This window comes from Nostoc sp. UHCC 0251 (genome assembly GCF_034932245.1).
Classification (GTDB): domain Bacteria; phylum Cyanobacteriota; class Cyanobacteriia; order Cyanobacteriales; family Nostocaceae; genus Nostoc.
The window spans coordinates 28,488-52,967 of sequence record NZ_JAYGHD010000297.1 but is presented as its reverse complement, the minus strand read 5'-3'; the positions used below and the strand labels follow the sequence as shown (position 1 = coordinate 52,967).

At 41.2% G+C, this 24,480-nt stretch carries 28 protein-coding genes; 25 read left to right on the top strand and 3 right to left on the bottom strand.

What is annotated here, in order from left to right; translation table 11 throughout:
• The first annotated feature begins 167 nt into the window (after positions 1–167).
• From VB740_RS22035 to VB740_RS21990, 10 genes are all read left to right on the top strand, one after another.
• Positions 168–1,361: an aminotransferase class V-fold PLP-dependent enzyme gene (locus VB740_RS22035; protein ID WP_323202039.1), complete on the top strand. Its 1,194-nt coding sequence runs from the start codon at positions 168–170 to the stop codon at positions 1,359–1,361.
• 86 nt (positions 1,362–1,447) lie between these two features.
• Entirely contained in the window at positions 1,448–2,554 is a 1,107-nt protein-coding gene (locus VB740_RS22030) for a glycosyl transferase (RefSeq protein ID WP_323202038.1), read from the top strand.
• Positions 2,555–2,560: 6 nt separating this feature from the next.
• The gene (locus VB740_RS22025; protein WP_323202037.1) at positions 2,561–3,058 is read left to right on the top strand and encodes a hypothetical protein; all 498 of its coding nucleotides are present in this window, start codon (positions 2,561–2,563) and stop codon (positions 3,056–3,058) included.
• A complete protein-coding gene (locus VB740_RS22020) occupies positions 3,055–3,279 on the top strand; it encodes a hypothetical protein (protein ID WP_323202036.1) in 225 nt (74 codons plus the stop codon). Before VB740_RS22025 ends, VB740_RS22020 begins: the two co-directional genes overlap by 4 nt.
• A gap of 43 nt (positions 3,280–3,322) precedes the next feature.
• The gene (locus tag VB740_RS22015) at positions 3,323–3,736 is read left to right on the top strand and encodes a secondary thiamine-phosphate synthase enzyme YjbQ (RefSeq protein ID WP_323202035.1); all 414 of its coding nucleotides are present in this window, start codon (positions 3,323–3,325) and stop codon (positions 3,734–3,736) included.
• 291 nt (positions 3,737–4,027) lie between these two features.
• Positions 4,028–4,777, top strand: coding sequence for a hypothetical protein (locus tag VB740_RS22010; protein WP_323202034.1), 750 nt, complete (start codon positions 4,028–4,030; stop codon positions 4,775–4,777).
• 39 nt (positions 4,778–4,816) lie between these two features.
• Positions 4,817–5,605, top strand: a complete 789-nt coding sequence (locus VB740_RS22005) for a Nif3-like dinuclear metal center hexameric protein (RefSeq protein ID WP_323202033.1) — start codon at positions 4,817–4,819, stop codon at positions 5,603–5,605.
• 291 nt (positions 5,606–5,896) lie between these two features.
• Positions 5,897–6,115 carry a hypothetical protein gene (locus tag VB740_RS22000; RefSeq protein ID WP_229454773.1) on the top strand — a complete coding sequence of 73 codons (219 nt, stop codon included), beginning with the start codon at positions 5,897–5,899 and terminating at the stop codon, positions 6,113–6,115.
• A 240-nt stretch (positions 6,116–6,355) separates the two neighbouring features.
• Entirely contained in the window at positions 6,356–6,514 is a 159-nt protein-coding gene (locus VB740_RS21995) for a hypothetical protein (RefSeq protein WP_323202032.1), read from the top strand.
• Positions 6,515–6,733: 219 nt separating this feature from the next.
• Complete coding sequence (locus VB740_RS21990) at positions 6,734–7,045, top strand: DUF6679 family protein (protein WP_012408115.1); 312 nt, start codon at positions 6,734–6,736, stop codon at positions 7,043–7,045.
• 77 nt (positions 7,046–7,122) lie between these two features.
• Here VB740_RS21990 and VB740_RS21985 read toward each other — a convergent pair whose 3' ends face one another.
• Entirely contained in the window at positions 7,123–8,790 is a 1,668-nt protein-coding gene (locus VB740_RS21985; protein WP_323202031.1) for an MBL fold metallo-hydrolase, read from the bottom strand.
• A gap of 839 nt (positions 8,791–9,629) precedes the next feature.
• Here VB740_RS21985 and VB740_RS21980 point away from each other — a divergent pair.
• The 6 genes from VB740_RS21980 (at position 9,630) to VB740_RS21955 (ending at position 13,712) form a co-directional block, all read left to right on the top strand.
• Complete coding sequence (locus VB740_RS21980) at positions 9,630–10,187, top strand: RDD family protein (protein ID WP_323202030.1); 558 nt, start codon at positions 9,630–9,632, stop codon at positions 10,185–10,187.
• A gap of 43 nt (positions 10,188–10,230) precedes the next feature.
• Positions 10,231–10,425 (top strand): 50S ribosomal protein L33, encoded by a 195-nt coding sequence (gene rpmG / locus VB740_RS21975; protein ID WP_094333178.1) that lies wholly within the window; start codon positions 10,231–10,233, stop codon positions 10,423–10,425.
• A 2-nt stretch (positions 10,426–10,427) separates the two neighbouring features.
• Positions 10,428–10,643, top strand: coding sequence for a 30S ribosomal protein S18 (gene rpsR / locus VB740_RS21970; protein WP_012411240.1), 216 nt, complete (start codon positions 10,428–10,430; stop codon positions 10,641–10,643).
• A 245-nt stretch (positions 10,644–10,888) separates the two neighbouring features.
• Positions 10,889–12,949, top strand: coding sequence for a ribonuclease R family protein (locus VB740_RS21965; protein ID WP_323202029.1), 2,061 nt, complete (start codon positions 10,889–10,891; stop codon positions 12,947–12,949).
• 173 nt (positions 12,950–13,122) lie between these two features.
• Entirely contained in the window at positions 13,123–13,407 is a 285-nt protein-coding gene (locus tag VB740_RS21960) for a type II toxin-antitoxin system ParD family antitoxin (RefSeq protein WP_323202028.1), read from the top strand.
• A complete protein-coding gene (locus VB740_RS21955) occupies positions 13,407–13,712 on the top strand; it encodes a type II toxin-antitoxin system RelE/ParE family toxin (protein ID WP_323202027.1) in 306 nt (101 codons plus the stop codon). The genes VB740_RS21960 and VB740_RS21955 overlap by 1 nt, the downstream gene beginning before the upstream one ends.
• 13 nt (positions 13,713–13,725) lie before the next feature.
• On the opposite strand, the gene VB740_RS21950 is transcribed toward VB740_RS21955, so the two are convergent.
• Positions 13,726–14,259, bottom strand: a complete 534-nt coding sequence (locus tag VB740_RS21950; protein ID WP_323202026.1) for a GrpB family protein — start codon at positions 14,257–14,259, stop codon at positions 13,726–13,728.
• Positions 14,260–14,374: 115 nt separating this feature from the next.
• Between VB740_RS21950 and rpmI the strand changes: the two genes are divergently transcribed.
• The 9 genes from rpmI (at position 14,375) to VB740_RS21905 (ending at position 23,444) form a co-directional block, all read left to right on the top strand.
• Positions 14,375–14,572, top strand: coding sequence for a 50S ribosomal protein L35 (gene rpmI, locus VB740_RS21945; RefSeq protein ID WP_109007939.1), 198 nt, complete (start codon positions 14,375–14,377; stop codon positions 14,570–14,572).
• A gap of 19 nt (positions 14,573–14,591) precedes the next feature.
• Positions 14,592–14,948: a 50S ribosomal protein L20 gene (gene rplT, locus VB740_RS21940; RefSeq protein ID WP_069069781.1), complete on the top strand. Its 357-nt coding sequence runs from the start codon at positions 14,592–14,594 to the stop codon at positions 14,946–14,948.
• A gap of 12 nt (positions 14,949–14,960) precedes the next feature.
• Entirely contained in the window at positions 14,961–15,776 is an 816-nt protein-coding gene (locus VB740_RS21935) for a transporter substrate-binding domain-containing protein (protein ID WP_323202025.1), read from the top strand.
• A gap of 115 nt (positions 15,777–15,891) precedes the next feature.
• Positions 15,892–16,416 (top strand): tetratricopeptide repeat protein, encoded by a 525-nt coding sequence (locus VB740_RS21930; RefSeq protein WP_323202024.1) that lies wholly within the window; start codon positions 15,892–15,894, stop codon positions 16,414–16,416.
• A 294-nt stretch (positions 16,417–16,710) separates the two neighbouring features.
• On the top strand, positions 16,711–18,693 hold the full coding sequence (locus VB740_RS21925) for a primary-amine oxidase (RefSeq protein WP_323202023.1): 1,983 nt from the start codon (positions 16,711–16,713) through the stop codon (positions 18,691–18,693).
• Between the two features lie 119 nt (positions 18,694–18,812).
• Positions 18,813–19,382 carry a peptidylprolyl isomerase gene (locus VB740_RS21920; RefSeq protein ID WP_323202022.1) on the top strand — a complete coding sequence of 190 codons (570 nt, stop codon included), beginning with the start codon at positions 18,813–18,815 and terminating at the stop codon, positions 19,380–19,382.
• A gap of 784 nt (positions 19,383–20,166) precedes the next feature.
• On the top strand, positions 20,167–21,693 hold the full coding sequence (bchB, locus tag VB740_RS21915) for a ferredoxin:protochlorophyllide reductase (ATP-dependent) subunit B (protein ID WP_323202021.1): 1,527 nt from the start codon (positions 20,167–20,169) through the stop codon (positions 21,691–21,693).
• 145 nt (positions 21,694–21,838) lie between these two features.
• Positions 21,839–22,465: a hypothetical protein gene (locus VB740_RS21910; RefSeq protein ID WP_323202020.1), complete on the top strand. Its 627-nt coding sequence runs from the start codon at positions 21,839–21,841 to the stop codon at positions 22,463–22,465.
• Positions 22,449–23,444, top strand: coding sequence for a DUF262 domain-containing protein (locus tag VB740_RS21905; protein WP_323202019.1), 996 nt, complete (start codon positions 22,449–22,451; stop codon positions 23,442–23,444). Before VB740_RS21910 ends, VB740_RS21905 begins: the two co-directional genes overlap by 17 nt.
• Positions 23,445–23,613: 169 nt before the next feature.
• Here VB740_RS21905 and VB740_RS21900 read toward each other — a convergent pair whose 3' ends face one another.
• On the bottom strand, positions 23,614–24,105 hold the full coding sequence (locus VB740_RS21900; RefSeq protein WP_323202018.1) for a hypothetical protein: 492 nt from the start codon (positions 24,103–24,105) through the stop codon (positions 23,614–23,616).
• Positions 24,106–24,480 lie beyond the last annotated feature (375 nt).

The following is a 24,480-nucleotide window of genomic DNA, read 5'->3' as shown; positions in this document are numbered from 1 at the left end:
CGGGATGATTTTACTATTTTTGTGGGATGGGCATCTTGCCCGTCCCTTGTATTTCGGGGCGGGCAGGATGCCCACCCCACAAGAATCATCCCTTAATTCAGCAACGCCAAAAATAACTAATCATCAATGACTTTTGACTAATCCAAAATCTAAAATCCAAAATTGGTATGACTAGTATTTCTGTCGCACAAACCAGGTTGCATAACCATCGAGAGCAATTTCCCGCTTTAGCGAATAAGACTTATTTTAATTATGGGGGACAAGGGCCGATGCCCCAAAGGGCAATGGATGCCATGACTCAAACTCAAGCTCATGTTCAGCAAATAGGCCCCTTTGGTAATGAGGCGTATCGCTGGATAGCACCGCAGACTCAAGCTGCTAGAGAAGCGATCGCTTCGGAGTTACATGCATCAAGTCAAACAATTACTCTCACCCAGAATGTCACTGTTGGCTGTAATATCGCCATGTGGGGCATTGAATGGCGTGCTGGCGACCATATGCTGCTCTCGGACTGCGAACATCCAGGCGTGATTGCCACATCACAGGAAATTGCGCGGAGATTCGCTGTGGAAGTTACCACCTGTCCTCTCAAGGCGACCTTAAATGAAGGCGACCCGGTAAAAGTCATTGCCCAGCACTTGCGCCCCAATACCCGTCTTGTAATATTAAGTCATGTTTTCTGGAATACTGGTCAAGTTTTACCTCTTGATAAAATTGCCGAAGTATGCAGAAATAATCATTCCTTATTACTAATAGATGCCGCCCAATCTGCTGGTTTGTTGCCTTTAAACTTAACTGAACTGGGTGTAGATTTTTATGCTTTTACTGGTCATAAATGGTTATGTGGCCCAGCCGGTGCTGGTGGCTTGTATGTCCGACCAGAAGCACGAGAAAGCCTGAAACCTACGTTTATTGGCTTGAATGGCATTGTTGTGGATAGTCAATCTCAGCCTGTGGATTGGCTTCCAGATGGTCGACGATATGAAGTGTCTACATTAGCTTATCCGTTGTATGTTGGTTTAAAGGAAGCGATCGCTATCCATCAGGAATGGGGAACTTCACAAGAACGTTACGAGCAAATTTGTCAAAACAGTGAGTACCTTTGGCGGCGCTTGATGGCGTTACCCGATGTCAAGTGTCTGCGAACTTCTCCACCTGAAAGCGGTATAGTCTCATTCCAACTTGCAAATAATCAGCCTCAAGCTAATCTCAAGTTAGTGCAATTTTTAGAGTCGCAAAACATATTAACTCGGACAATTGCCGATCCTAGTTGTATACGCGCTACCGTCCATTACCTTACTTTAGAATCGGAAATCGACCTATTGGTTGAGAAGATTCAAGATTTTAGCAAAATTAATTAAAACTTAGGAGTGATAAGTTATCAGTCTGGGAATTATGATGTTAACTCCTACTCCTGTACAGACGCGATTAATCGCGTCTCTATAAAATGGAACGCCCAATCTTATACTTAGCCATAACTAACCACGGCTTTGGTCATGCAACCCGCATTGCTTCTGTAGCTGCGACAATTCAAAAATTATGTCCAGAAGTTCTGCTAATTCTGGTAACTACTGCCCCGCGCTGGTTGTTAGAGTGCTACATAGAAGGCGATTTTATCTATCGTCCCCGTGCATTTGATTTGGGTGTGGTGCAAACCGATAGTTTGACAATGGATAAAGTAGCGACTTTAGAAAAGTTGCTCGATATTAAGAAGCATCAAAATTCGCTCATTGCCTCAGAAGTGAATTTTATCCGCCAAAATCGCGTTAATCTCATTTTGGCAGACATTCCCTTCCTCGCTCCTGGGTTTGCCAAAGGTGCAAATATTCCTTGCTGGATGATGAGTAACTTTGGCTGGGACTTTATCTACCGAGATTGGGGAGGTGAATTTACCGCAGTTGCAGATTGGATTAGTGATTGGTATTCAAAGTGCGATCGCTTATTTCGTCTTCCCTTCCACGAACCAATGCAAGCTTTTAACAATATCACAGATGTTGGCTTAACAGGCGGTTCCCCTCGTTATTCTGCTGATGATTTACGTTCTCTTTGGGGAATAACTGCACCAGTAGAAAAAACTATTTTGTTGACCTTTGGCGGCTTGGGTTTACAGCAAATTCCTTACGATAACCTGCGGCGATTCCCAGATTGGCAATTTATTGTCTTTGATCAATCTGCTCCTGATTTACCTAACTTAGTAAAAATTAGCGATCGCAAATACCGCCCTGTAGATTTTATGCCTATTTGTGGGCGAGTCGTCTCTAAACCCGGTTACAGTACTTTTGCTGAAGCCACACTATTAGGAGTACCTATTGTTACCATACCGCGTGAAGATTTTGCTGAAGCAACTTTTATAATTGAAGGCATCACTAATTATAACCAGCATCAAATCATTACCCCATCTGAGTTTTTTCAAGGAACTTGGGATTTTCTGTGTGAGTTACCTCAATTGCCAAAGCAATATCAACCAATTGCTAAGGATGGTAATGAAGCGATCGCTCATGCTGTAATTAATTATTTCGAGTCGAATAAAGTTGTTCAAAACAACATACATTAATAAATAATGGAAGATCTGACAATAGACGAAGAAACCTTAGAATTAGCCGCTCAAGATGTGCGTCGAGTGATTGAAAGACAAAAAGAAGAGCGGCAAATTTTAATCACCCAGATGAACATCCTATTTGTCACAAACACTGCATTATTAAGTTTTCTAACTATATCTAGACTAATTGCAATATTTAGTCTTTTCAGTGTAGTAGAAATATTGTTACTACTTTTTAACTTTATGCTATTAATACGATCTTTATTGCCACGCAAATTTTTTGTCACCCCCAACCTAGAAACTGACGATTTTGAGAATAGATATTTGAAGTTTTCACCTCAAGAATACCAGTCACAGATGTTAGTTAACTTGAGAGAGACTTATAATGAAAATCAGAAGCAAGTAGAGAATATTTCTCAATCATTGACATATGCTACTTTTGTAACTGCCGGAATCGCATTTGTTGCATTGTTACATCAAGTAACAGTTTATTTCATTCCTGAACTACAAAAACTATGAATACCAACCAAGACGATATAACATCCTCTAAAAAGAGTTTACAACTGCCAGAGCCAGATCGGGCTAACATTACAGCTTTATCTCACAATCTGCCTAACACACCTATCATCCCCGATGTCCTTAAAGAGTTTGTAAATGCGGTGTTAAGTCTCTTTAGGAGAAGACATACTCAGTCTAACGATCAAGAAACCGCAGAACAACAACCAAATCAAGCAGACTGAACGGCTAATTAGCTTTTACTGTCATCAATAATTACTATTTTAAATGACTCACTACCAAAAATTACTAAAAATTTCCACCATCGGTAAATCTTTTTACAACATCACTACGAAAATTGAAGCCACAGTTGCAGAATCGGGAGTTGAAACTGGTCTTTGTACCTTATTTTTACGGCACACTTCAGCCAGTTTAGTCATCCAAGAAAATGCCGATCCTGATGTTCTTGTGGATTTAGCTAACTTTATGGCAAAACTCGTGCCAGAATCAGGCAAATACATCCACGATGCAGAAGGCCCCGATGATATGCCGGCACACATTCGTACCGCACTCACCCATACTTCTGAACATATCCCCATTAATCGTGGTCATTTGGTATTAGGAACTTGGCAGGGAATTTATATTTGGGAACACCGCCAGCGCAGTCATTTAAGAGAATTGGTTGTCCATATCTCTGGATAACTAATTATCAAATTTTATTTAAAGTGGAATTCTGGAGAGTTTAAATACTCTGGTTATCCCGCTTACGCTTTGGCTATAATTTCATAAACTCGCGGTGATATACATGAAATAAATTTCGCCGCGATCGCTTTGTCATGAAAATTAATGATGCAAAATTAACTAGATATACACTAAATAATTTGTATCAATTTGTAACTTTAAAAGTAAAGTTTATTTATGATTATTTAAAAATCAATTTATTCCGAGATAAGCTAATATGTGTTGTAAGCTGTCTGGGCTATTTCAATTAATATGAAGCAAGAACTGACACCAACTCATACTTTCCAATTGATTGATGAAATCCTTGCCCAGCAGTCTGTTAATTTATTGTCACTTAATCCCCAAAAAAAATTAATTACCAGTTTTGCAGAATTGGGAAGTTTAATTACTGAACAAGATACCGAAATTGAACTTCTGACAACCCTTCAGGAAACTCTCGGAAGTATAGTCTATGCTCAGTTACAAAACTTCCCAGAAAACATCTTCTGGGATTTTGATTTTATGGTTAGTAGTATGTTTAGGCAGGCTTTAGTAGCAGATGAGGGTGCTATTACTTTTTTAAAAGTTTTTGGTGAAAAGATGGGTTCTCTAATAGAGATGTTTGGAAGTAAAACAGAAATCCGCTTTCGTTATGTTCACGATTTTATGTATGGGTTTGAGTGGGCAAGGTGGGTACAAAAAGAGCCACAAAAACGCGCACATATAGAGCCTTTTAGTCCGGTTTTTTTAGATTATCTCCTCGTTAAAGGTAAAGAAATTTTACAACGGATTAATCATGGTCAGGTTACATCTTATAAATTATGTGACACAGGCTACCGTAATCCCTTCACTTTTTCTCGTGAACCAGAAGATGAATATCGTCTCTTAACTTGTCTTGCCCAAGAAGAACTTATCCCAGTAGCAGTGTGGAACTGGAATGCTAGCCCTGTTTGGAATAAACCTTTCCAAGAAATGCGCCAGCAATTAGCATTAAAATTAAATATTCAACCACAGAGACACTAATTAGCAATTAAAGATTAAAAATTGCTGAAGAAAATAATTATGAAAATTGCTGACTTAATTACTTGGTTTGAAGCATGGGCAAATCCCGCTTGGTGTGAAAGCTGGGATAATTGCGGCTGGCAGATTGAACCAGGAGTGTTACAGGAAAAAGCGCGGGTTTTGGTATGTTTGACACCGACTTTGGCAGTAATGCAGGAAGCGATCGCAGAAAATGCTAATCTGATATTTGCCCATCATCCCTTGATTTTTACTCCTCCCAAATCTTTACGCACAGGTGAAGCGATCGCAGAAATGGTACGGTTATCCTTCACCCACAATATTGGTATTTACACTGCTCACACAAATTTTGATCAAGTGCAGGATGGGACTGCTGACGTTCTAGCTCAGATTTTAGAACTTAAAGAAGTTACTCCTATAGAACCTACACAAGCAGGGTTAGGATATGGTCGTGTTGGTTTACTAGAGCCATTTCTAACATTGCAAGAGTTACTCGCAGCTATTCAAACGCGACTTGCTGCTCCTAATTTGATTTTTTCTCCAACTGCTGATTTACAGCAAACAATTTCACGAGTTGCTGTTTTGGGTGGTTCCGGGGCTAGTTTTATTTCAGCCGTCGCCAAAAGTGGTGCTCAAGCTTATCTGACTTCTGACTGTAAATTTCATCAGTTTCAAGAAAGCCGCGATTGCAATCTCATTTTAATCGATGCCGGACATTACGCTACCGAACGTCCGGCTTGCGATCGCTTGGTGCAAAAATTACAGTCGTTAAACCTAGATTGGGTGCAATTAAGCCAAAAAGATGAGGATTTCCGCCAGTTTTTTGCTTGATTACTTATGTTTGAATATATTTTTGGGAGACTTACTTAAAAGTTTTCCTATGTTTTAATATTTTATAATATGTACTATCTCATCATTGGTACTAAAGGTTTTTGTAACCATGTATCTCCGTAGATTAATAGATAGATGCACTTAAAGTTCATATTGTGACCGATTGTTGTGATGGAAATCACCAATTACGTGTAATGATAATCACATGATCTTCCTGTTCCATATCAATTACTAGCAGAGAAAAATGTTCCACACTTGATGTAACAATTTGTTTACTCTGCCGTAACCAAGATGATTCGCACACTCGTTGAATCTGCTTTCCAAACTGGATATCTTAGTGTTGAATCTGAGGGTTTACTCCATCAAGTGCTGGTCACCAAATGCTGGAAGGAAGAGGATTTATCAGCCCTGGCAGCCCTATACGATGCAGTTCGCGCAGGTAAAATTAAACGAGAAGCGTCCTCGTCGAACGTGCTTATGGAATTTCCGCTACCCTATAAATCTTGCTGATACTCTAAAAGAAGCAGCGGCTAATTTTCTCATGTTTCCCCTTATCCCCCCATTTCTTTTGCCCCTGAAACTTCTCACCTCTACTCCGTTGCCTTTTAATTAGCTATCATCAAGCAAAAACCTTCAAAAATCGAAACTATTTAGGTGTTATTGTTGAAAACCATCAAGGTCAGCAAGAGAATGAGTTAAGATCATATACAGATGGGTAAAAGTAAAGCCAAGTCCCCGGACTTCCCAGTAATGCCAATGATTATAAGTAGGCAAGTTAAACAACCGCAATCAACGATTGATTTGGAGTATTCTTTATTACATAATAGTAACAAGGACTCACCAGCAAATATCAACCTGGTTAGGACAGGTTCCGAATTGTTTGACTTCGATGAAGCAGACATTCCGTAGAATTGAGCCGGAGAGAGATTGAGTTCATTGCTAGAGCAACCATTGACTTATGACCCAAAAATCCCGATATTTTGACAACTACAATCAAGTCTTGGGATTGGATTATGATGCTTAGTTGTTCTTAACGGTGAAATTAACCTCTTAAAGGTGTAATGTAATGGGGTAGAACCCAGATTTTGACAGGTTTAACTACGTTGTTTAAAAAGGCAGAAACAATACATGCTACACCGCAAGATTTATCAACTCTGTTGCGATGGGCGCGAGGTATGTGTTTTCTTGCGGGACCAGCAACGCTGGATTGAACGCGCCCGCATCATCGACATAGAGGGAGATTTAGTAACCCTACGCTATGAAACAGAAGAAGAGGACGAAGTTTGTTCTTGGGAAGAAATGGTTCGCCTCGAGAGCATTGGTGCTGTAACGCAAAAACTAGCTTCAGTACCACGCGGCAATGTGGAGCCTTTGATGACTGAAGATTGTCCCGAAGCCGAACGCATCCACAACCGTTACACTGACTCAAATCCAGAATAATTAGTCATTAGTTAGTAGTCATTAGTCATTCGTCAATAGTCATTAATTAAAAATGACAAAAGATACCGGATTAATGACTATTGACTATCATTCAAACCTTCAAAAGCAGGGCAGTAACCTTCTAGAGTTACCTTAAAGTTATACAACGGGGAAGCTGGATTCCAACACCGCTGCCCCCTTTGATGTCGGCAAGTACCGCAACAGTCTACATCTGTCCATGTATAGCGATCGCTATTTTGGTTGAGCAATTCTCGTTGAGACAATCCCCTCAATACTAGTTCTTCGCCTTGCCAACGAGCTTCGATTAAACCAGTATCAGCAAATTGTCGCCAACGAGGATCGGTAGTAATCACATCCGCTAAGGTGATTGTGATTACTGTTCCCAACTCTGTCAGTTCGCCTTCATAGTTAGTTTCTGGTGCTGCCGGTTGTAAAAATGTCTCGCCGATAGGCAATTCTACTAAGGTTTCAGCCGCCGGAGAATGGATATGGTAGCGGTTTTGCAACTCCTCTAAGCTAGTCAAGTCTGCTAAGTAGGCAGGAGAACCGTGAATAAAAATGACGTGCTGTGGTCGCAAATTATGAATTAGCTGCGTAGTACCAGGGCCATCACTATGTTGAGCTAAGAGATAGGTTTCAACAGTGGTAGGTGCTAAATATTCTTTATTAACTTTTATATCAATTTTTTCTGGTAAAAGGATTAGCCAAGGGCCTGTGTCTAGTTGGCAATGCTTACCCAAATCATCTGTAGAGTCGGTAAGGACAATACAAGGTGACTTACCCACTGTGGGACGATGTTCTGCTTGTAAACGACGCACGCGGGGACGCACTCGTTCATCCCAAAATAAGGGTTGATGGCGGGCGAAGTTCTGTACAGATGGGGGGAGGTGGGGTAGGAGTTCTAGGTAAGCATCGCACCCAGTAGCGACAGCACCATCTACCCAGATATCTAAATCTCGTCCAGTGAAATGGTGATGAGAGCGTAAGAGCATTAATAGTTCTTGACCCAATCCTAAAGCAGGAGTGGGAAGAATTACAGAACAATGGTCAGCGATCGCGCGGTTAATTCGTTCTGCTAGTTGATTTTCTTGGTTGCGGCGGTGAGGATGACGGGATGTGCCATAACTGCCTTCAATAATTAGCACATCCAAGTCTAATCCTCGCAGTTCCTCTAAACGCAAACCTTCTACCAACCGCGAGTTTGACAGGAAAAAATCTCCTGTATACAGTAGCTTGTAAGTACGCTGTTTAGTGGTGTAGGTAAGAAGAATTGCCACTGCCCCCGGTAGATGCCCTGCGGGAAATAATTCTGCCACCAAACCATCTTGAAATTCCACAGGCGATCGCAACGGCAAGGCATGACAAAATTGAGAAATTTTTTCCGGGTCTTGATCTAGCCAATTCAATGGCAGCAACTTGCTGGTTACTTCGCTACCATAAATAGGTAACTTTGGAAAAGCTTTATGCAGTGCCAGTAAGCCTCTGGCGTGGTCTGGGTGGGCGTGACTAATTAAAACGAAATCTGCTGGTAGGGGCGAACTAGTTCCACGTACCGACTTAGGAAGCCCCTTCACCAGCGATGAAATATCCTCCAAACCACAATCCAACAGAATGCGGTGTGGGCCCATCTTCACCAATAAACACACGCCCTCATCGTAATGCTGGACACTATAGGGTAAACATTCTAATTCAGTACCCCCTACCGCAGCATCTACGCGAGAGGATGCCGACAGATTATCCCTCATGCTCTCCTCCCCTCAAACCTCATCATCATGGACATATCCCAAAAGCCAAAAGTTACAAAAATTTTGGTTTTGTGACTTAGGGGTAAGTTTTATCGTGCGCCCCTACACCCTGAGAATACAGATTTTTGATTGGGGAGGACGCCTCTACCAAACCCGCACTGGTTCGGAAAGGTGGACTAACCACAAGGCATCAAACTACTAGCTAAAGGATGCCTCTTGTCTATTTTCCCTTTGCAAGTTCTGAGCGCTCTTAGCCAACTTATCCTACAGGAAGTCGCCCAAGCGTCTACAGGTTTATCTCAATGTGCAGAGCCATTGCCGTGATAGTTATCTGAATCATAGAATCCATTTTTTGTGCCAAAAAACAAGCACGAAAGCGTAAATATAACTGTTAAACCAGCTAGAATCAGCTTTACATCCATTTTTTTGCTGCCCCTTACTTAAAGACTTTCCTATATTAATTTAGTGCTTCCGCAATCAAACGTAATCACTAGAAAATCTTTACTATGCTTATGTGGATTGGGCAATAGGTAAATTTACCGCAATCAGTCAGATTGTAAAACCTTTCGGTTCACCTGTCCATCCATTTAGATGTAAAGCAATATGACAGCAGGAGTAATCTTCTACATCCCCTAAAAATCCTCAGTAGTTAGGATTGGCCCACCGTTCAAATAAGCTTTTGAGGCTCTTTAGATGAAAACCTTTAATAATTTACTAAACTTTACCAAAAACGCTCTCTTCATCTAAAACTAGTCTCAACGCCAAACCCAAGTCATCACCTTAATATTAAAAACAGGAGCAATTATTTCCCAACCCCTAAATAAAAATACCTATTTTGTATGACTATCGAACGACTTCCCCAAAAACACTATCCCAAGGCTGAGATTGGGCGGCGAGGTATGGCATTAGGGCTTGATTTCCTTGGCGTCTGGTTAGTCAGTTCCCTACTTGGAGGCGGCGATATCGGTATTCAATTTGTGCAAATCCTAGTTTTTGTGATACTTTGGCTGATTTTGCGAGTGTTGGTGGTATACAACAATCAAGGGCAAAGTTTAGGGCGTTGGGCGTTCGATTTAAAAGTCTTGGAAGTTGAAGATGGGGAAGTAGTGGGCAGAATCCCAGATTTGCTCTCACTAGTGAAACGAGAGGCAATTATCGGCTTGGGTGCGCTTTTAGTATCAATTGCTCTGAGCAATATTAGAGCCAATCCCACTGCTATACTGCTAGTACTTCCCCTAGCAATTGATTGTGGGACTGCCTTCTCTGATACCCAGATGCGGCAGGCTTTACACGATCGCTATTGCGGAACTTTCATAGTTTCGTCGCGTCGTGGCTACTCGCTTGACATAAAAATTAAAAGATTAGTTGATAATATGCGGCGGAATGTGAGAAGATAGTCATTTGTGTTAATTCTCTTCAGGCTTCACTGTTTGTAAGATTATGGCTAAGAGTAAAGGTGCCCGCATTATTGTGACACTAGAGTGTACCGAGTGTCGGACAAATTCAGACAAGCGTTCTGCTGGTGTTTCACGTTATACCAGCACCAAGAATCGCCGCAACACCACTAACCGGCTAGAACTGAAAAAGTTCTGCACCCACTGCAACAAACATACTGTTCACAAGGAAATTAAGTAGAGATGAGTTATTTCCGTCGTCGCCTTTCTCCGATCAAGCCTGGAGAACCAATCGATTATAAAGATGTTGATTTACTGCGTAAGTTTGTCACCGAGCGGGGTAAGATATTGCCACGTCGGATTACTGGGCTAACATCTCAACAACAGCGAGAGTTAACATTAGCAATTAAACGTTCGCGGATTGTGGCTTTGTTGCCATTTATCAATGCGGAAGGCTAAAACAATTTTGGATTTGGAATTTTGGATTTTGGATTATAAAGAGAAGCTGCATTGAAATAAACATCTGGCTTTGTCTTTCTGAGTCCAAAATCTCAAATCTGAATTCAGAGAGTGTAAAATGGATTGCTGCATGAAAAACCCTTGGACTTAGGATTTAACACCAGTTGTAAAATCCAAAATCTAAGTTGTGCTTCCAGCGCACCAAAGGTGCGACTAAAATCTAAAATTATTAGAGTGCGAGAGTTGTGGAGAAGGGGACGCTAGTTGAATTTAGGGTTCAAGGCGATCGCCGTCTGGGCATCGTAGAACGTCCAGACGGTAAAACCCGCTGGTTTGTGGTAGACGAACGTGGTCAATCCCACAGCCTCGCGCCTAGACAAATAACTTATACAGTTACCGGACAGACGTACAAGCCCTCTGAGATTGCCAATTTTCTGGAGCAGGTCAAGCCTTATTTAGATCCATCTAGTTTAGAAGTGGCTTGGGAATTACTGGTTGAAGATGGGGAAACAGTCACCCCAGATCAAATGGCAAATTTGCTATTTTCTGAATCAGCTGGGCCTCATTCTTACGCCGCCTATTGCTTGTTATCAGACGACAAACTTTATTTCAAGCAAAAAGGAGACGCTTACGAGCCGCGAACTGCTGCTCAGGTAGCAGAACGTAAGCACCAGATAGAAGTAGAGGCGCTAAAAGCTAAGGGACAGCAGGAATTTTTAACTCGTGTAGAGCAGGCGCTCAAAGGTGAAGCAGTAGAGTGGGGACGCCACGATCGCCAGCGCTTAGAAGGGCTAGAAAAATACGCGGCGCTGCTTGCTGACACCGTGCGGACGGGAGTCAATTATGATTCCTTGGCTCGCGCTTATCCGCCAAGCGCTCCAGTATTAGAAACTATGACCATGCTGGGACGACCGACAACACCCCAAGGAGCCTTTCAACTGTTGGTAGATTTGGGTTACTGGAGTCCTTATGAAAACTTGTTCCTGCGTCGTTCTTCAATTCCGATCCAATTTCCTAATAAGGTATTAGAAGTGGCGCAACAGCGTTTGGATTTCCCGCCAATTGACTCAGATACAAACCGCCTTGATCTGACTCACCTGAAGGTCTACACCATTGATGATGAAACCACCACAGAGATCGATGATGGTCTGAGTTGGGAAGTACTCCCCGATGGTCGGGAACGTCTGTGGGTGCATATTGCCGATCCCACGAGATGGTTAGTACCCGAAGATGAATTAGATTTGGAAGCCAGAAAGCGGGGTAGTACAGTCTATTTACCTACGGGGATGGTTCCCATGTTCCCAGAGGTATTAGCGACTGGGCCAATGAGTTTAATCCAGGGACGGGTTTGTTGCGCCCTCAGTTTCGGGATTATTTTAGATACAACTGGGGGAGTTGAAGATTACAGCATTCATACCAGCTCGATTAAGCCGACTTATCGCCTCACCTACGAAGATGTAGATGAAATGCTGCAATTACGGGTACAAGCAGAACCAGAAATTGCAGCGATCGCTACTTGGGCGCAGAAGCGCAAGGCTTGGCGTTATGCTCAAGGGGCAATTAGCATCACCATGCCGGAAGCGATGATCAAAGTCAAAGATGACGAGATCAATATTGATATTTTGGACGATTCCCCGTCGCGGCAAGTAGTAGCAGAAATGATGATTGTTGCTGGCGAAGTGGCGGCTCGTTATGGTAAAGCTCATAACATACCTTTGCCCTTTCGTGGTCAGCCGCAACCAGAATTACCCCCGGAAGAAGAATTGCTGCTACTTCCCGCCGGATTCGTTCGCGCTTGCGCTATGCGTCGTTGTATGCCCAAGAGCGAAATGAGCATTACGCCTCTGCGCCATGCTGGTTTGGGTTTGGATACTTACACTCAAGCAACCTCTCCCATCCGCCGTTACAGTGACTTACTTACCCACTTCCAACTGAAAGCCCATTTGCGGGGTGAAGTTCTGCCATTTTCCGCAGATCAACTTAAAGAAGTGATGATGACTGTCACCAGCATCACCCAAGAGGTGACGATGGTAGAACGGCAAACGAATAGATATTATGCTCTAGAGTATTTACGCCGTCATCCAGAGGAAACTTGGGATGTAACAGTGTTGATGTGGCTGCGAGAAGACAGCAACTTGGCCCTAATTTTGATCGAAGATTTGGGTTTGCAGTTACCAATGGTTTTCAAACGTTCTGTGAACTTGGGCGAACAGATATTGGTGAAAGTCAGTCACGCCGATCCGCAAAAAGATATGATCCAGTTTCAAGAAATAATTTATCAAGAAGCCCAAACAGCGGCGAATTAATTCGTAATTCGTAATTCGTAATTCTTGGTGAAACACTCGCGCGTAATTGTCTTTTTTGACGATCTTTAATTAGTTGGGCATTTAGGCCCCAATCGATTCAATGACGAATTATTTTAATCTTGCTCTAACCCCTGTCGGTTAGGATATAGGGTAAATGGAATGAGGTAATAGTTGTGAATATATCTTTGACCCCAGAACTGGAGCAGTTGGTTAAGGATAAGGTTAGTAGTGGTAAATATCACTCAGTTAGTGAGGTGATGGGTGAAGCATTGAGATTGCTAGAAGAACGCGATCGCCTTCGAGATCAGCGTCTAGCAGAATTGAAAGCTAAAATCCAAGAAGGAATAGAAGCCTCAGAGCGCGGTGAAGTAGTCGATGGCGAAGAGGTATTTGCAGAAATTGAAGAAGATATCCGACGTGCTGAAGCTCAAATGCAACAAGCAGAGGGCGCTAAATAATGAGTCGGTATGTTTTAACAATTCCAGCCAAGCAAGACGTTAAGGAGATTAATCGCTATATTATCCGCTTTAATCCTGGTGCGGCTCGAAGATTCAACGAAAAATTTAAACAGCAGTGTAAATTGCTGGCTGATTTCCCTAATATGGGGCAAAGTTGCGATAATTTTATAAGCGGTTTACGGAGTTTCCCCGTAGAAGATTATTTGATATTTTATCGTCCGATTGATGACGGTGTGGAAGTTGTGCGTGTTATCAGTGGTTATCGGGATTTAGAGACAGTTTTTTTAAGTGAGGATATTCCTTAAAATTGCATTTTATCTAAGGGATTTTCCCCATCTCCTCACACCGCGCTTTTGACATCACAGCCCGAATATAGTCATTTTTACCATTAGTATAAGCCTCGCGATCGCTCCGAAAAGTTGCCGCCAAATCGCGTTTTAAAGCCTCATATCGTTTCGCCTCTTCAGGATGCCTCCTCAGATAGTCGCAAAATAGCTTGCGTTCCCAAAATTCGCTGTCAACCTCGACTATATGAACATGGTGAGTCCGTTGCTTTCCGTATGGTGGCATTCCTTTCACAAAAAACATCCGTCCAGGGCGCGGATCTTCACACCAATAAACGTATCCCAAAGATTCTAATATCGGAACAGCAGATTTCGCATTTACTAATGAACGTACTCCCACCATAATGTCAATAACTGGTTTGGCTGCCATTCCTGGTACTGCGGTACTACCAATATGTTCAATTTCCACAACTAAGTCATTGCTTAGTGCCTGCCAAATCCGCTTGGCTTCTTCTGCAAACAAAATCTGCCAACGTGGGTCATATTCGACTATATTGACCTCATCCATAGGTGAAAATAATTGGTTCTTCAGCGATCGCAGTTGGTTAAATCCTTTATTTAATTGCTATTCTAGCGATTTTTATAGTATATAATAATGGATCGTGTCGAATCAAAACTAGACCATGCCTAAACTAAAGACTCGTAAAGCTGCGGCAAAGCGATTCCGTGCCACCGGCACCGGCAAAATCGTCCGTCGTAAAGCGTTCAAAAGCCACCTTTTAGAGCACAAATCTTCTGACAAAAAGCGTAGTATGCGTCAGAGTGCGCTTGTACATGAACGCGATGAACTTAATGTGCGCTTGATGCTCCCATATTTGTAAGTATTTTAGGAAATAAGTTATGACTCGGGTAAAACGCGGTAATGTAGCTCGGAAGCGCCGCAATAAAATTCTCAAACTAGCTAAAGGTTTTCGCGGTTCTCACTCAACTCTGTTTAGAACTGCCAACCAACAAGTGATGAAGGCGCTACGGAGTGCCTACCGCGATCGCAAAAAGAAAAAGCGCGATTTTCGCCGTCTCTGGATCACCCGCATCAACGCTGCTTCAAGGCAACACGGCTTGAGCTACAGCCAGTTGATCGGTAACTTGAAAAAAGCTGATATCCAACTAAATCGCAAGATGTTGGCACAATTAGCAGTCCTCGATCCAGCTAGCTTCGGCAAAGTTGCTGAATTGGCAAATCAAGCTAAAGGATAAAGGTGGCAAGGGATGTATAACAGATGTAACAGATGGCAAGTAATTACTCGGTTACATCTGGTATTATCCGCCACTATTTTTTGGATATCTTGCTTTTCCATAGTGGGAACAGGATTAACTGCGTCTGCTGCCGAAATGCCAGAAATTCAGCAGCGGGGCTATCTAACTGTTGCCGTCAAAGATAACTTGCGTCCCTTGGGATTTAGAGATGCCAAGGGGAATTTGCAAGGCTTGGAAATTGACTTGGCACAGCAATTAGCACTTGACTTGCTTGGTAAAACAGAGGCTGTAAAATTGGAACCTGTAGCGAATCGCGATCGCTTGTCTGTAGTCTTAGACAAGAAAGTTGATTTTGCGATCGCTAGGGTGACAGCAACCTCCTCACGCGCCCGCATAGTTAGTTTCAGTGTTCCCTACTATTTGGATGGCACTGTATTAGTTACAAAAGATGCCTCTGTGCAGAAGTTTAGTGATTTGGCAAAACAAAAAATTGCCGTACTGAATAACTCCAGCACCATTGCTCAAGTGCGGTACTATGTGCCAAATGCCGAATTGGTAGGAGTGAATTCCTATCAAGAAGCGCGAGAGAAAGTAGAAAGTAATGCTGTCCTTGCCTTTGCCGCAGATGCTAGCGTTTTGAGCGGTTGGGTGCAACAATATCCCCAATATCGGCTACTGCCAACCAAGCTATCAACTGAACCCTTGTCTGTAGTTATGCCCAAGGGATTGCAGTACGATGAGTTAAGACGAAATGTGAATGAAGCGATCGCTCGTTACTTAGCAGAGGGTTGGCTCCAACAACGTGTTCAATATTGGGGCTTACCGTAAGTTGGTCATTAGTCATTGGTCATTGGTCATTAGTGAATAACCAAGGACAAAGGACAAATAACAATAGGCTGATAATAGATACAAAAGCAACTTTATAATATTTGTATTTGCAGCAATGGATAACAGTCTAGCCATAATTTATCTCTCAATTTTTGTGAGTATACTTACACTTGCAGCCGTGAGTGTTTTTCGCCAGATTTTCAAAACTCGCAAGATTGAAAGCTCTTTTGCGAAGTTGCGAAAGAAATTAGAGAAAGAAAAGGGTACGACTCAAGAATATTATGAGTTAGGTAGTATTTATTCAGAAAAAAAACTGTATTCCCAAGCGATCATTCTGTTTCAAAAAGCGCTCAAAGTTGCCCAAGAAGAGGGAGAAGAAAATATCGCTCCCATTTACAACGGGCTGGGTTATGTTTATTTTATCCAAGAGCAATATGACCTAGCAATTCGTAATTATAAAGAAGCCCTAAAAGCTAAACCAGACTACGTAACAGGGTTGAATAATCTTGGTCACGCTTACGAGAAAAAAAAGTTAACTACTCAGGCGTTACAAAGTTACGAAGAAGCATTAAAGTTTGCTCCAAATAACCCTATTGCTAAACGCCGTGCTGAATCTTTACGTCGTTTGGTTTCTGCCTAAATGAGAACATGAGGCATGGAAATGTAGGGAAAACGAACTTTTCACTAGTATAGTACAGCGTAAATAAACCACCCATTCCAAATCGCCAAAAAGTCTGTCTTAATAAGCTTTTTGACTTTTGACACTTCGACTTCGCTCAGTGTTAACTTTTGATTTTTGACTTCCGCCATGCGGTACTAGTCCCCAGTCCCTTCAACTATTAACAAATTAATTTGGCTTTAGCCTCTTAATTTATCGGTTTTCCGGCTTAGGCTTGGAAATAGATAACTATAAGTCTTTTTTTAAATGTAAAAGATGATTAAGCGGCTAAAGCGTTTTTTGTGGCTACCTATTGCCATTATTGTCGTCGTTTGTATCTTACTGGGACTAATGGGAATACTAACGGCTCAACAGCCTTTTATTTCCCATCCTCTCACTTCGCTAACAGAGGCAGAAATTAGTACAGCTGTTTCGTTTATCAAAAGAGAAAAAACTTTGAGCGAAATGGCGGCTTTTCCACTTATTGCTTTACAAGAACCAGATAAAGAAGAAGTTCTCAATTTTGGGCCAGGTAAAGCTTTCCAGCGAAAAGCTTTTTTAGTAATTTATGAGCGATCGCAAAACAAAACGTATGAGGGAATTGTTGATCTAAAAAACAAAGCTTTAAATTCCTGGAAAGAAATACCCTCGGTTCAGCCTGCGATCGTCAATTCAGATTATGAATTGGCAACCGAGGTAGTTAAAGCTGATCCCCAATGGCAAAAAGCGATGCAAAGGCGAGGAATTACTGATTTTGATCAAGTCAAAATTAGTTGTTGGGCACCAGGAATCCTAAGTAAACAAGAAGAAGCAACAGGTAATCGTCTTTGTCGGGCCTTATCTTACTACAAAGGCCAAGGCTGGAACTATTACGGTAGTCCTATTGAAGGAGTCTTAGCAAAGGTAAATTTGAACGCAGGTAAAATTGTTAGTTTAGTTGACAAGGGAAACGTACCTTTCTCTAAAGAAAACTGGAACTATGATGTAAAGTCTTTAGGCAAATTACTTTCAGCGCCTAAGGCATTAAAGATTCTGCAACCAAATGGTGCAAGTTTCCGAATTGATAATAATGAAATTAGCTGGCAAGGTTGGAAGTTTCGGTATTTAATGCATCCCCGTAGTGGATTGGTGCTGTACCAAGTGACACACGACGACGGAAAAGATATCAGACCAGTTTTATACCGCGCTAGCCTATCAGAGATGGTAGTTCCTTACGGCGATCCAGATCCCACTTGGTCGTTTAGGAATGCATTTGATGTTGGGGAATACAACCTTGGTTTGCTAGCAAATACGATGGAGTTAGGTAAGGAAATTCCTGAAAACGGCCTTTTGCTGGATACTGTATTTGCTAATGAGCAGGGAGAACCTTATAAAATACCAGGAGTTATTGGTATCTATGAACGCGATAACGGAATGCTGTGGAAACACTATGAGTACAATACTCAGCGTAATCATGTTCGTCGCAGTCGAGAACTAGTCATGACAATGACGGTGGCCGTTGACAACTATGATTACAGCATTAATTGGATTTTTCACCAAGATGGAACTTTGGAAGTCCAAAATGAATTAACGGGTATCTTACTAACGCAGGGAACGGCTGCCCAAAAGCAATCTGAGAATGATTTATATGGTCGGTTAATTGCTAAGAATATCCTCGGAGTAAATCACCAACACTTTTTCAACTATCGCCTAGATTTCGATGTCGATGGTCAGGCTAATTCTGTGATGGAAATGAATGTGAAAGCTTTACCAATGGATGAGAAAAATCCTTTAGGAAATGCGATCGCAGTTACAGAAGATCCCCTAGCAAAAGAAACGGCTGCTGTCCGCGATTTGGATATGAAAAGCAGTCGGGAATGGATGATTGTTAGTGCAAATAAGAAAAATACGCTAGGGGCTGCACCTGGATATATGCTGATGCCTGGTGAAAACTCCATATTTTTGCCTGTAGAACGCTCAAACATCCGTCAAAGGGCAGAATTTGCGACTCACCACGTCTGGGTAACAAAATATAAACCTACTGAATTCTATGCTGGCGGTGATTATCCCAACCAGACTCAACCTGGACAGGGTTTACCACAATATATTACAGACGATGAATCCTTGATGGGTGAAGATATCGTGCTGTGGTACACAATGGGCGTAACTCATGTTCCGCGATCGGAAGATTGGCCTGTAATGCCTGTTCATCGAGTTGGCTTTAAGCTAGTCCCTAGAGGATTCTTTAGCCGTAATCCAGCGATTAATTTACCCGAGTAAAATATTCGTTTTCTAAAGTTTCCTTGGTTCAGTTTTTTCGTAATCTGTAAACCTGTAACTTGAATGCTGATAAGCTTATCGTAGTCCAAAAACTGGCAGTTTTCAAAATAGGATACCTCATGAATTTTCCTGAAATTAATATTCCCGGTGAAGGCACACTGCACGCTCGTTTAACTACTTCCTTGGGTCAAATTATAGTTCTTTTGGAGGAAGACAAAACCCCCAACACCGTCAAAAATTTTGTAGGTTTAGCAACCGGGACAATCGACTGGAAAGACCCTAAGACAGGTCAATCTCAAAAGGGGACTCCTGCCTACGATGGAGTTCGCTTTCACCGAGTCATCCCTGATTTTATGATTCAGTGTGGCGATCCCTTAAGTCGTTATACGGATATGGCTAACCGTTGGGGTACTGGTGGCCCTGGATATCAATTTGAAGATGAATTTCATCCTGAATTGAAACACTCTAGTGCGGGTATCCTCTCAATGGCAAATGCAGGACGCGGTACTAATGGTTCGCAATGGTTCATTACAGAAGGGCCAACGCCTCATCTTGACCGCAAACACAGTGTTTTTGGTAAAGTTGTCGAAGGTATGGATATAGTCAACCGCATCGCCAATGTACCTACAACTAGAGATCGTCCTAATCAAGATGTAGTCTTAGAAAAAGTAGAAATTTTTCGGCAATAACTAACACCTCTCTAGGTTAATTCCTACTCCCTCGAATAAATTCTGCTAGTGTTATTCCCCCCTTTTCCCCTTGTTTAAAAAGGGTTGGGGGGATATTGATACAACCTGATTCTTTACAAACATCCTGTAAGATTTGTTTGTATTTTCGGAGAAGTTGTTCTCGAAAAAGAATTCAGGAGCCAGAATGGGCTAAACCTTAGCTATCCGCTAACAAGAGTCAGAATCAAGACACTCTTAGACTCGCTATCAGTGGGCGATTCAGACCCACCACTACGAAAGTTGACACCAAATAAATCTCCAATTTGGTGGGGGTTTTAAACCCACTTATTCAAACGCTCGTTCGCGTAGCGTCTCTCCTTCTCCCAAAGGGAGAGGCTAGCGCTAAGGGAGAAGACTCGCTCTAAGCGTAGCTATGCCGCAGGCTTTACGCTACGCTATCCGCTTTTTCGGTCAGAATACCTAACTGAATTCTGTTTCGATAAATTTTCTAAATTTATTGGTGGCTAACACATTTCCCAAAATTTCAAACAAATTTGCCGAAAAATTAAGATTTATTTTAAAAAAGTAACAGTATTACTGTTAAATTCAGAAGCTAGATTCCAATCAGGAAGAAGGTTTGAGCGATGCCTACACCTACATACCTCAGGGAAAAACCTTACAAGTCTTTACTTCATCAGGGATACAACTTTTGAGACAATCAGAAACGATTTAATAATAATCAAGCACTTATAGTCCACTCTTATCGGACTCCGTGTTATTTCTGTTGAAAAGGGAGAACACAAACATGAAATTGGCTTACTGGATGTATGCAGGCCCAGCCCACATCGGCACTCTGCGAATCGCTAGTTCTTTTAAAAATGTTCATGCGATCATGCACGCCCCCATTGGCGATGACTACTTTAACGTCATGCGCTCAATGCTATCGCGGGAGAGGGATTTCACTCCAGTGACAACCAGTGTTGTTGACCGCAACGTTTTGGCACGCGGCTCACAAGAGAAGGTAGTAGATAACATCGTCCGCAAGGATGCCGAGGAACACCCAGATTTGATTGTGTTAACTCCCACCTGCACCTCCAGCATTTTGCAAGAAGACCTGCACAACTTTGTGGAACGGGCGCAACTGGAAGCGAAAGGAGACGTAATGCTGGCGGATGTAAACCACTACCGCTACAACGAACTGCAAGCCGCCGATCGCACTCTGGATCAAATTGTCCAATACTACATTGAAAAAGCCCGGAAGCGGGGCGAATTGGCACAGGGCAAAACTGCGAAACCCTCGGTGAACATTATCGGTACTACTACCCTTGGTTTCCACAACAATCACGACTGCACCGAACTGAAACGTTTGATGGCTGACTTGGGAATTGAGGTAAATACCTTAATTCCCGAAGGTGCTTCGGTAAACGACTTGAAAAAGATGTCCCAAGCCTGGTTTAACCTGGTGCCTTACCGTGAACTCGGTTTGACCACAGCGCGTTACCTGGAAGAACAATTCGGCACACCTTATATAGACATTACTCCAATGGGTGTGGTGGAAACTGCCCGTTGTATTCGCAAGATTCAGCAGGTAATTAACGCTCAAGGTGCAGAAGTTGACTATGAAAACTTCATCAATGAGCAAACCTTGCATGTATCTCAGGCTGCTTGGTTCTCCCGTTCGATTGACTGTCAAAACTTGACTGGCAAAAAAGCTGTCGTCTTTGGTGACAACACCCACGCCGCCGCCATTACCAAGATTCTGGCGCGAGAAATGGGGATTCATGTTGTTTGGGCTGGAACCTACTGTAAATATGATGCAGACTGGTTCCGCGAACAGGTTAGCGAGTATTGCGATGAAGTGCTAATCTCCGAAGATCATGGTGAAATTGGGGATGCGATCGCTCGTGTCGAACCCTCTGCCATTTTCGGCACCCAAATGGAACGCCACGTTGGTAAACGCTTAGACATCCCTTGCGGCGTAATTGCTGCACCAATCCACGTCCAAAACTTCCCCATTGGTTACAAACCATTTATGGGTTACGAAGGCACGAATCAGATTACAGATTTGATCTACAATTCTTTCACTTTGGGAATGGAAGATCACTTATTAGAAATCTTCGGTGGTCACGATACCAAAGAAGTGATTACTAGGGGAATTTCTGCTGATTCTGATTTGAATTGGACAAAAGATGGTCAAGCAGAATTGAATAAGATTCCTGGATTTGTTCGCGGTAAAGTGAAGCGTAATACTGAAAAATTTGCCCGCGATCGCGGTTTCAAAGAAATCAACGCTGAGGTATTGTACGCCGCGAAAGAAGCTGTCGGGGCGTAGGTTAGGGGGTTAGTTAATATAACTTAGTAGTGAAGTTTAATATTTATGCTTTACTACTAAGTTTTACTTTTTTTAATATAATTTACGTTATTATATATACCAAGTATCTAAAATATTACTAGATCTTACTGAGAAAAATATAGCTGTGAATGTACATGAATTTATATCATCTCTACAAGAAATTAAAGATGATGCCGCTGTAATAGATTTATGCAGGAAAAAAGTTTTGCATGGCACTCCACATATCTTTGAGGGACAAGAAGATAAATACTACGAATTTAGAAAAAGAATTTCTGAAGAATTTGATATTGCTTTTCATGAAGTTTTCATAACAGGCTCCGCGAAATTGGGATTTAGCCCACGTAAAAGGAAAAATTTTGATTATGACTCAGACATTGATGTTGCTATAGTATCCCAGAACCTATATGACAGAATTATTGATATTATTTGTATTTATCAGATGGAACTAAGGAGAGCAAGAAGAACAGTCACATACGATGAGTTAAAGATGTACCATTCTTTTTTAGAATACACAGCAATGGGATGGATAAGGCCTGACAAACTACCAGTTTCATTTAAAGTTAACGAGTTAAAAAATCAATGGTTTGATTTTTTTAACTCTATTTCTTACGGTAAATCAGAAGTTGGTGACTATAAAGTAAATGCTGGTATATTCAAAACTTATCAACATTTTGAAACGTATACAGTAAGTGGGTTAATAGATCTGAAAAAATCTTTAGAAATCAGTGGAGAGTATGGCAAATCAAATTAAACCATCAGTGACTAATCCTACTATTGCTGATATTTACCAGAATATTGAAGGAGGAAAATTTATATTAAGACCTGACTTTCAACGAAAGTTTGTGTGGACTCATGATCACCAAGAGGAATTTATAGATACTATTTTAAAAGGATATCCTTTCCCTGAAATTTATGTTTGCCAAGGTGACATTGATACAAAAAAGCTGCGTACAACACAACACGTTATTGATGGACAACAAAGACTAACTACAATAAAACGGTATATTGATCATCAATATGATAACGATAAAAGCTTAAATAAAATCCCTAAATTTGAAGATTTAACAGAAGATAAAAGAGAAGAATTCCTCTCATATCAAATTGTTGTAAGAGATATAGGCAAAGTCTCAGAGGAAACAATCAGAGAAATATTCCGCAGAATTAATTTGACAGAGTTTAAACTGGACGATATAGAAATACATAATGCTATATATAGCGGCTATTTTATCAAAACTGGTAAGAGTATTTTAGAAGATATTTCTTTGCAAGAATATGGTGTTTTTCATGAATCAGAATTCACCAGAATGGCTGATTTATACTTTATATTATTAGTAATGGCAACTATTGAAAATGGTGGGTATTTTCCTCAAGATAAAGAAGTTGAAAATTATATCGCTCAATACAATGATGAATACCCTAATAAAGATCACATGAAAGCTATGCTAATAAAGACTTTTGCTACCATTAGTGATATGGCTTTACCATCTGATTCAATTTGGTTTAGAAAGTCTAATTTCTTTACGCTTGTTGTCGAGTTAGCAAAACACATAAACCAGATACCAGACAATGTTGTTGAACGTCTAACAAATTTGGAATCACTGCTGTTAGAGAATAGAAATAAACCTGATAATAAGTATGGAAAATATTATTCATATATGTACGCAGGAACTACTAATAGAAAGGGGAGAGTGGTAAGAGCAGAGGTATTTAATGAGCATATTTTCGCTTAAAAATATATACTCCAATTAACGGTTTGGAAACCAAACAAAAATTGCAGTTTTATAAGCTTATTGCTCATGGTATTGAGGGTTTTGTTGAGGAAAACGTGCTGTTACAACATCCCCAAATTGTAAAGAACGAGTAGTCAAGCTACTTTTGTTACATTCTTCGCTATTTAATTTATCTATGTGCAGTTCTATTTATAGAATAGCTGCTTCCCCTAAAGCTCAATTTATAGTTTACTGGTGGTGTAATTATTCCAGCCGATTGGGCATTAGGATCAGCGCGAACAAAATAAGTACATCCCCTAAAGCTCAATTTATGGGTTACTAATGGTACGGTTACTCCATTTGATTTAGCATCAAGGTCAGCACGATAGGAAGCCCCACGATAGATTAAATTATAATCTGGTTCAGATTTAGGAACTGGCTGTTGTGGATATTGTATTTCCCTGTTGACTACCTTGCTTGTGTAGTATTCATAGCTTGTACTGATAAGAATAAAAATTAATAGTAGAAGTAAAATCTGCCAAGGAGCTAACATTAAACCCAAAATCAGGCTGATAGCTGCAAATACAGCGACTAAATGCGAAATTTCATTATTACTTTTTTTTAATAAAAAATAGCCAGTGATGACACAAGCACACGGTATACTCAAAAAGTATAAAGCCATATTCCCTACATTCGGAACTAAAAGCAAAGGCTTTATAAAGCAATACAGGTCAGATAAAACCAAAACACTTGTAGAGACGGCGATTTATCGCGTCTCGAAAACCCACAATTTTGTACAACTAGCCCTTAACTGAACCGTATTGGTTTATAAAGCAGATTGAACTTGTTTGAAAAGTTGTTGTCTATTTTACCTCCAATTAGCTTTTGAAGTTACCGTGCTACTTGAGTAAAAGTGTTACGTCAAGTTATCTGTATTAATCTTGTTTGCGAAAGGAAAATTAATAGCCTTGGCTATCTCAAACCTTTGTTAGCCACCTTTAGAGTGAGGTTTTTATCTTGATTCATTAGAGATGCCACACCCCAAACATGAGGCGTG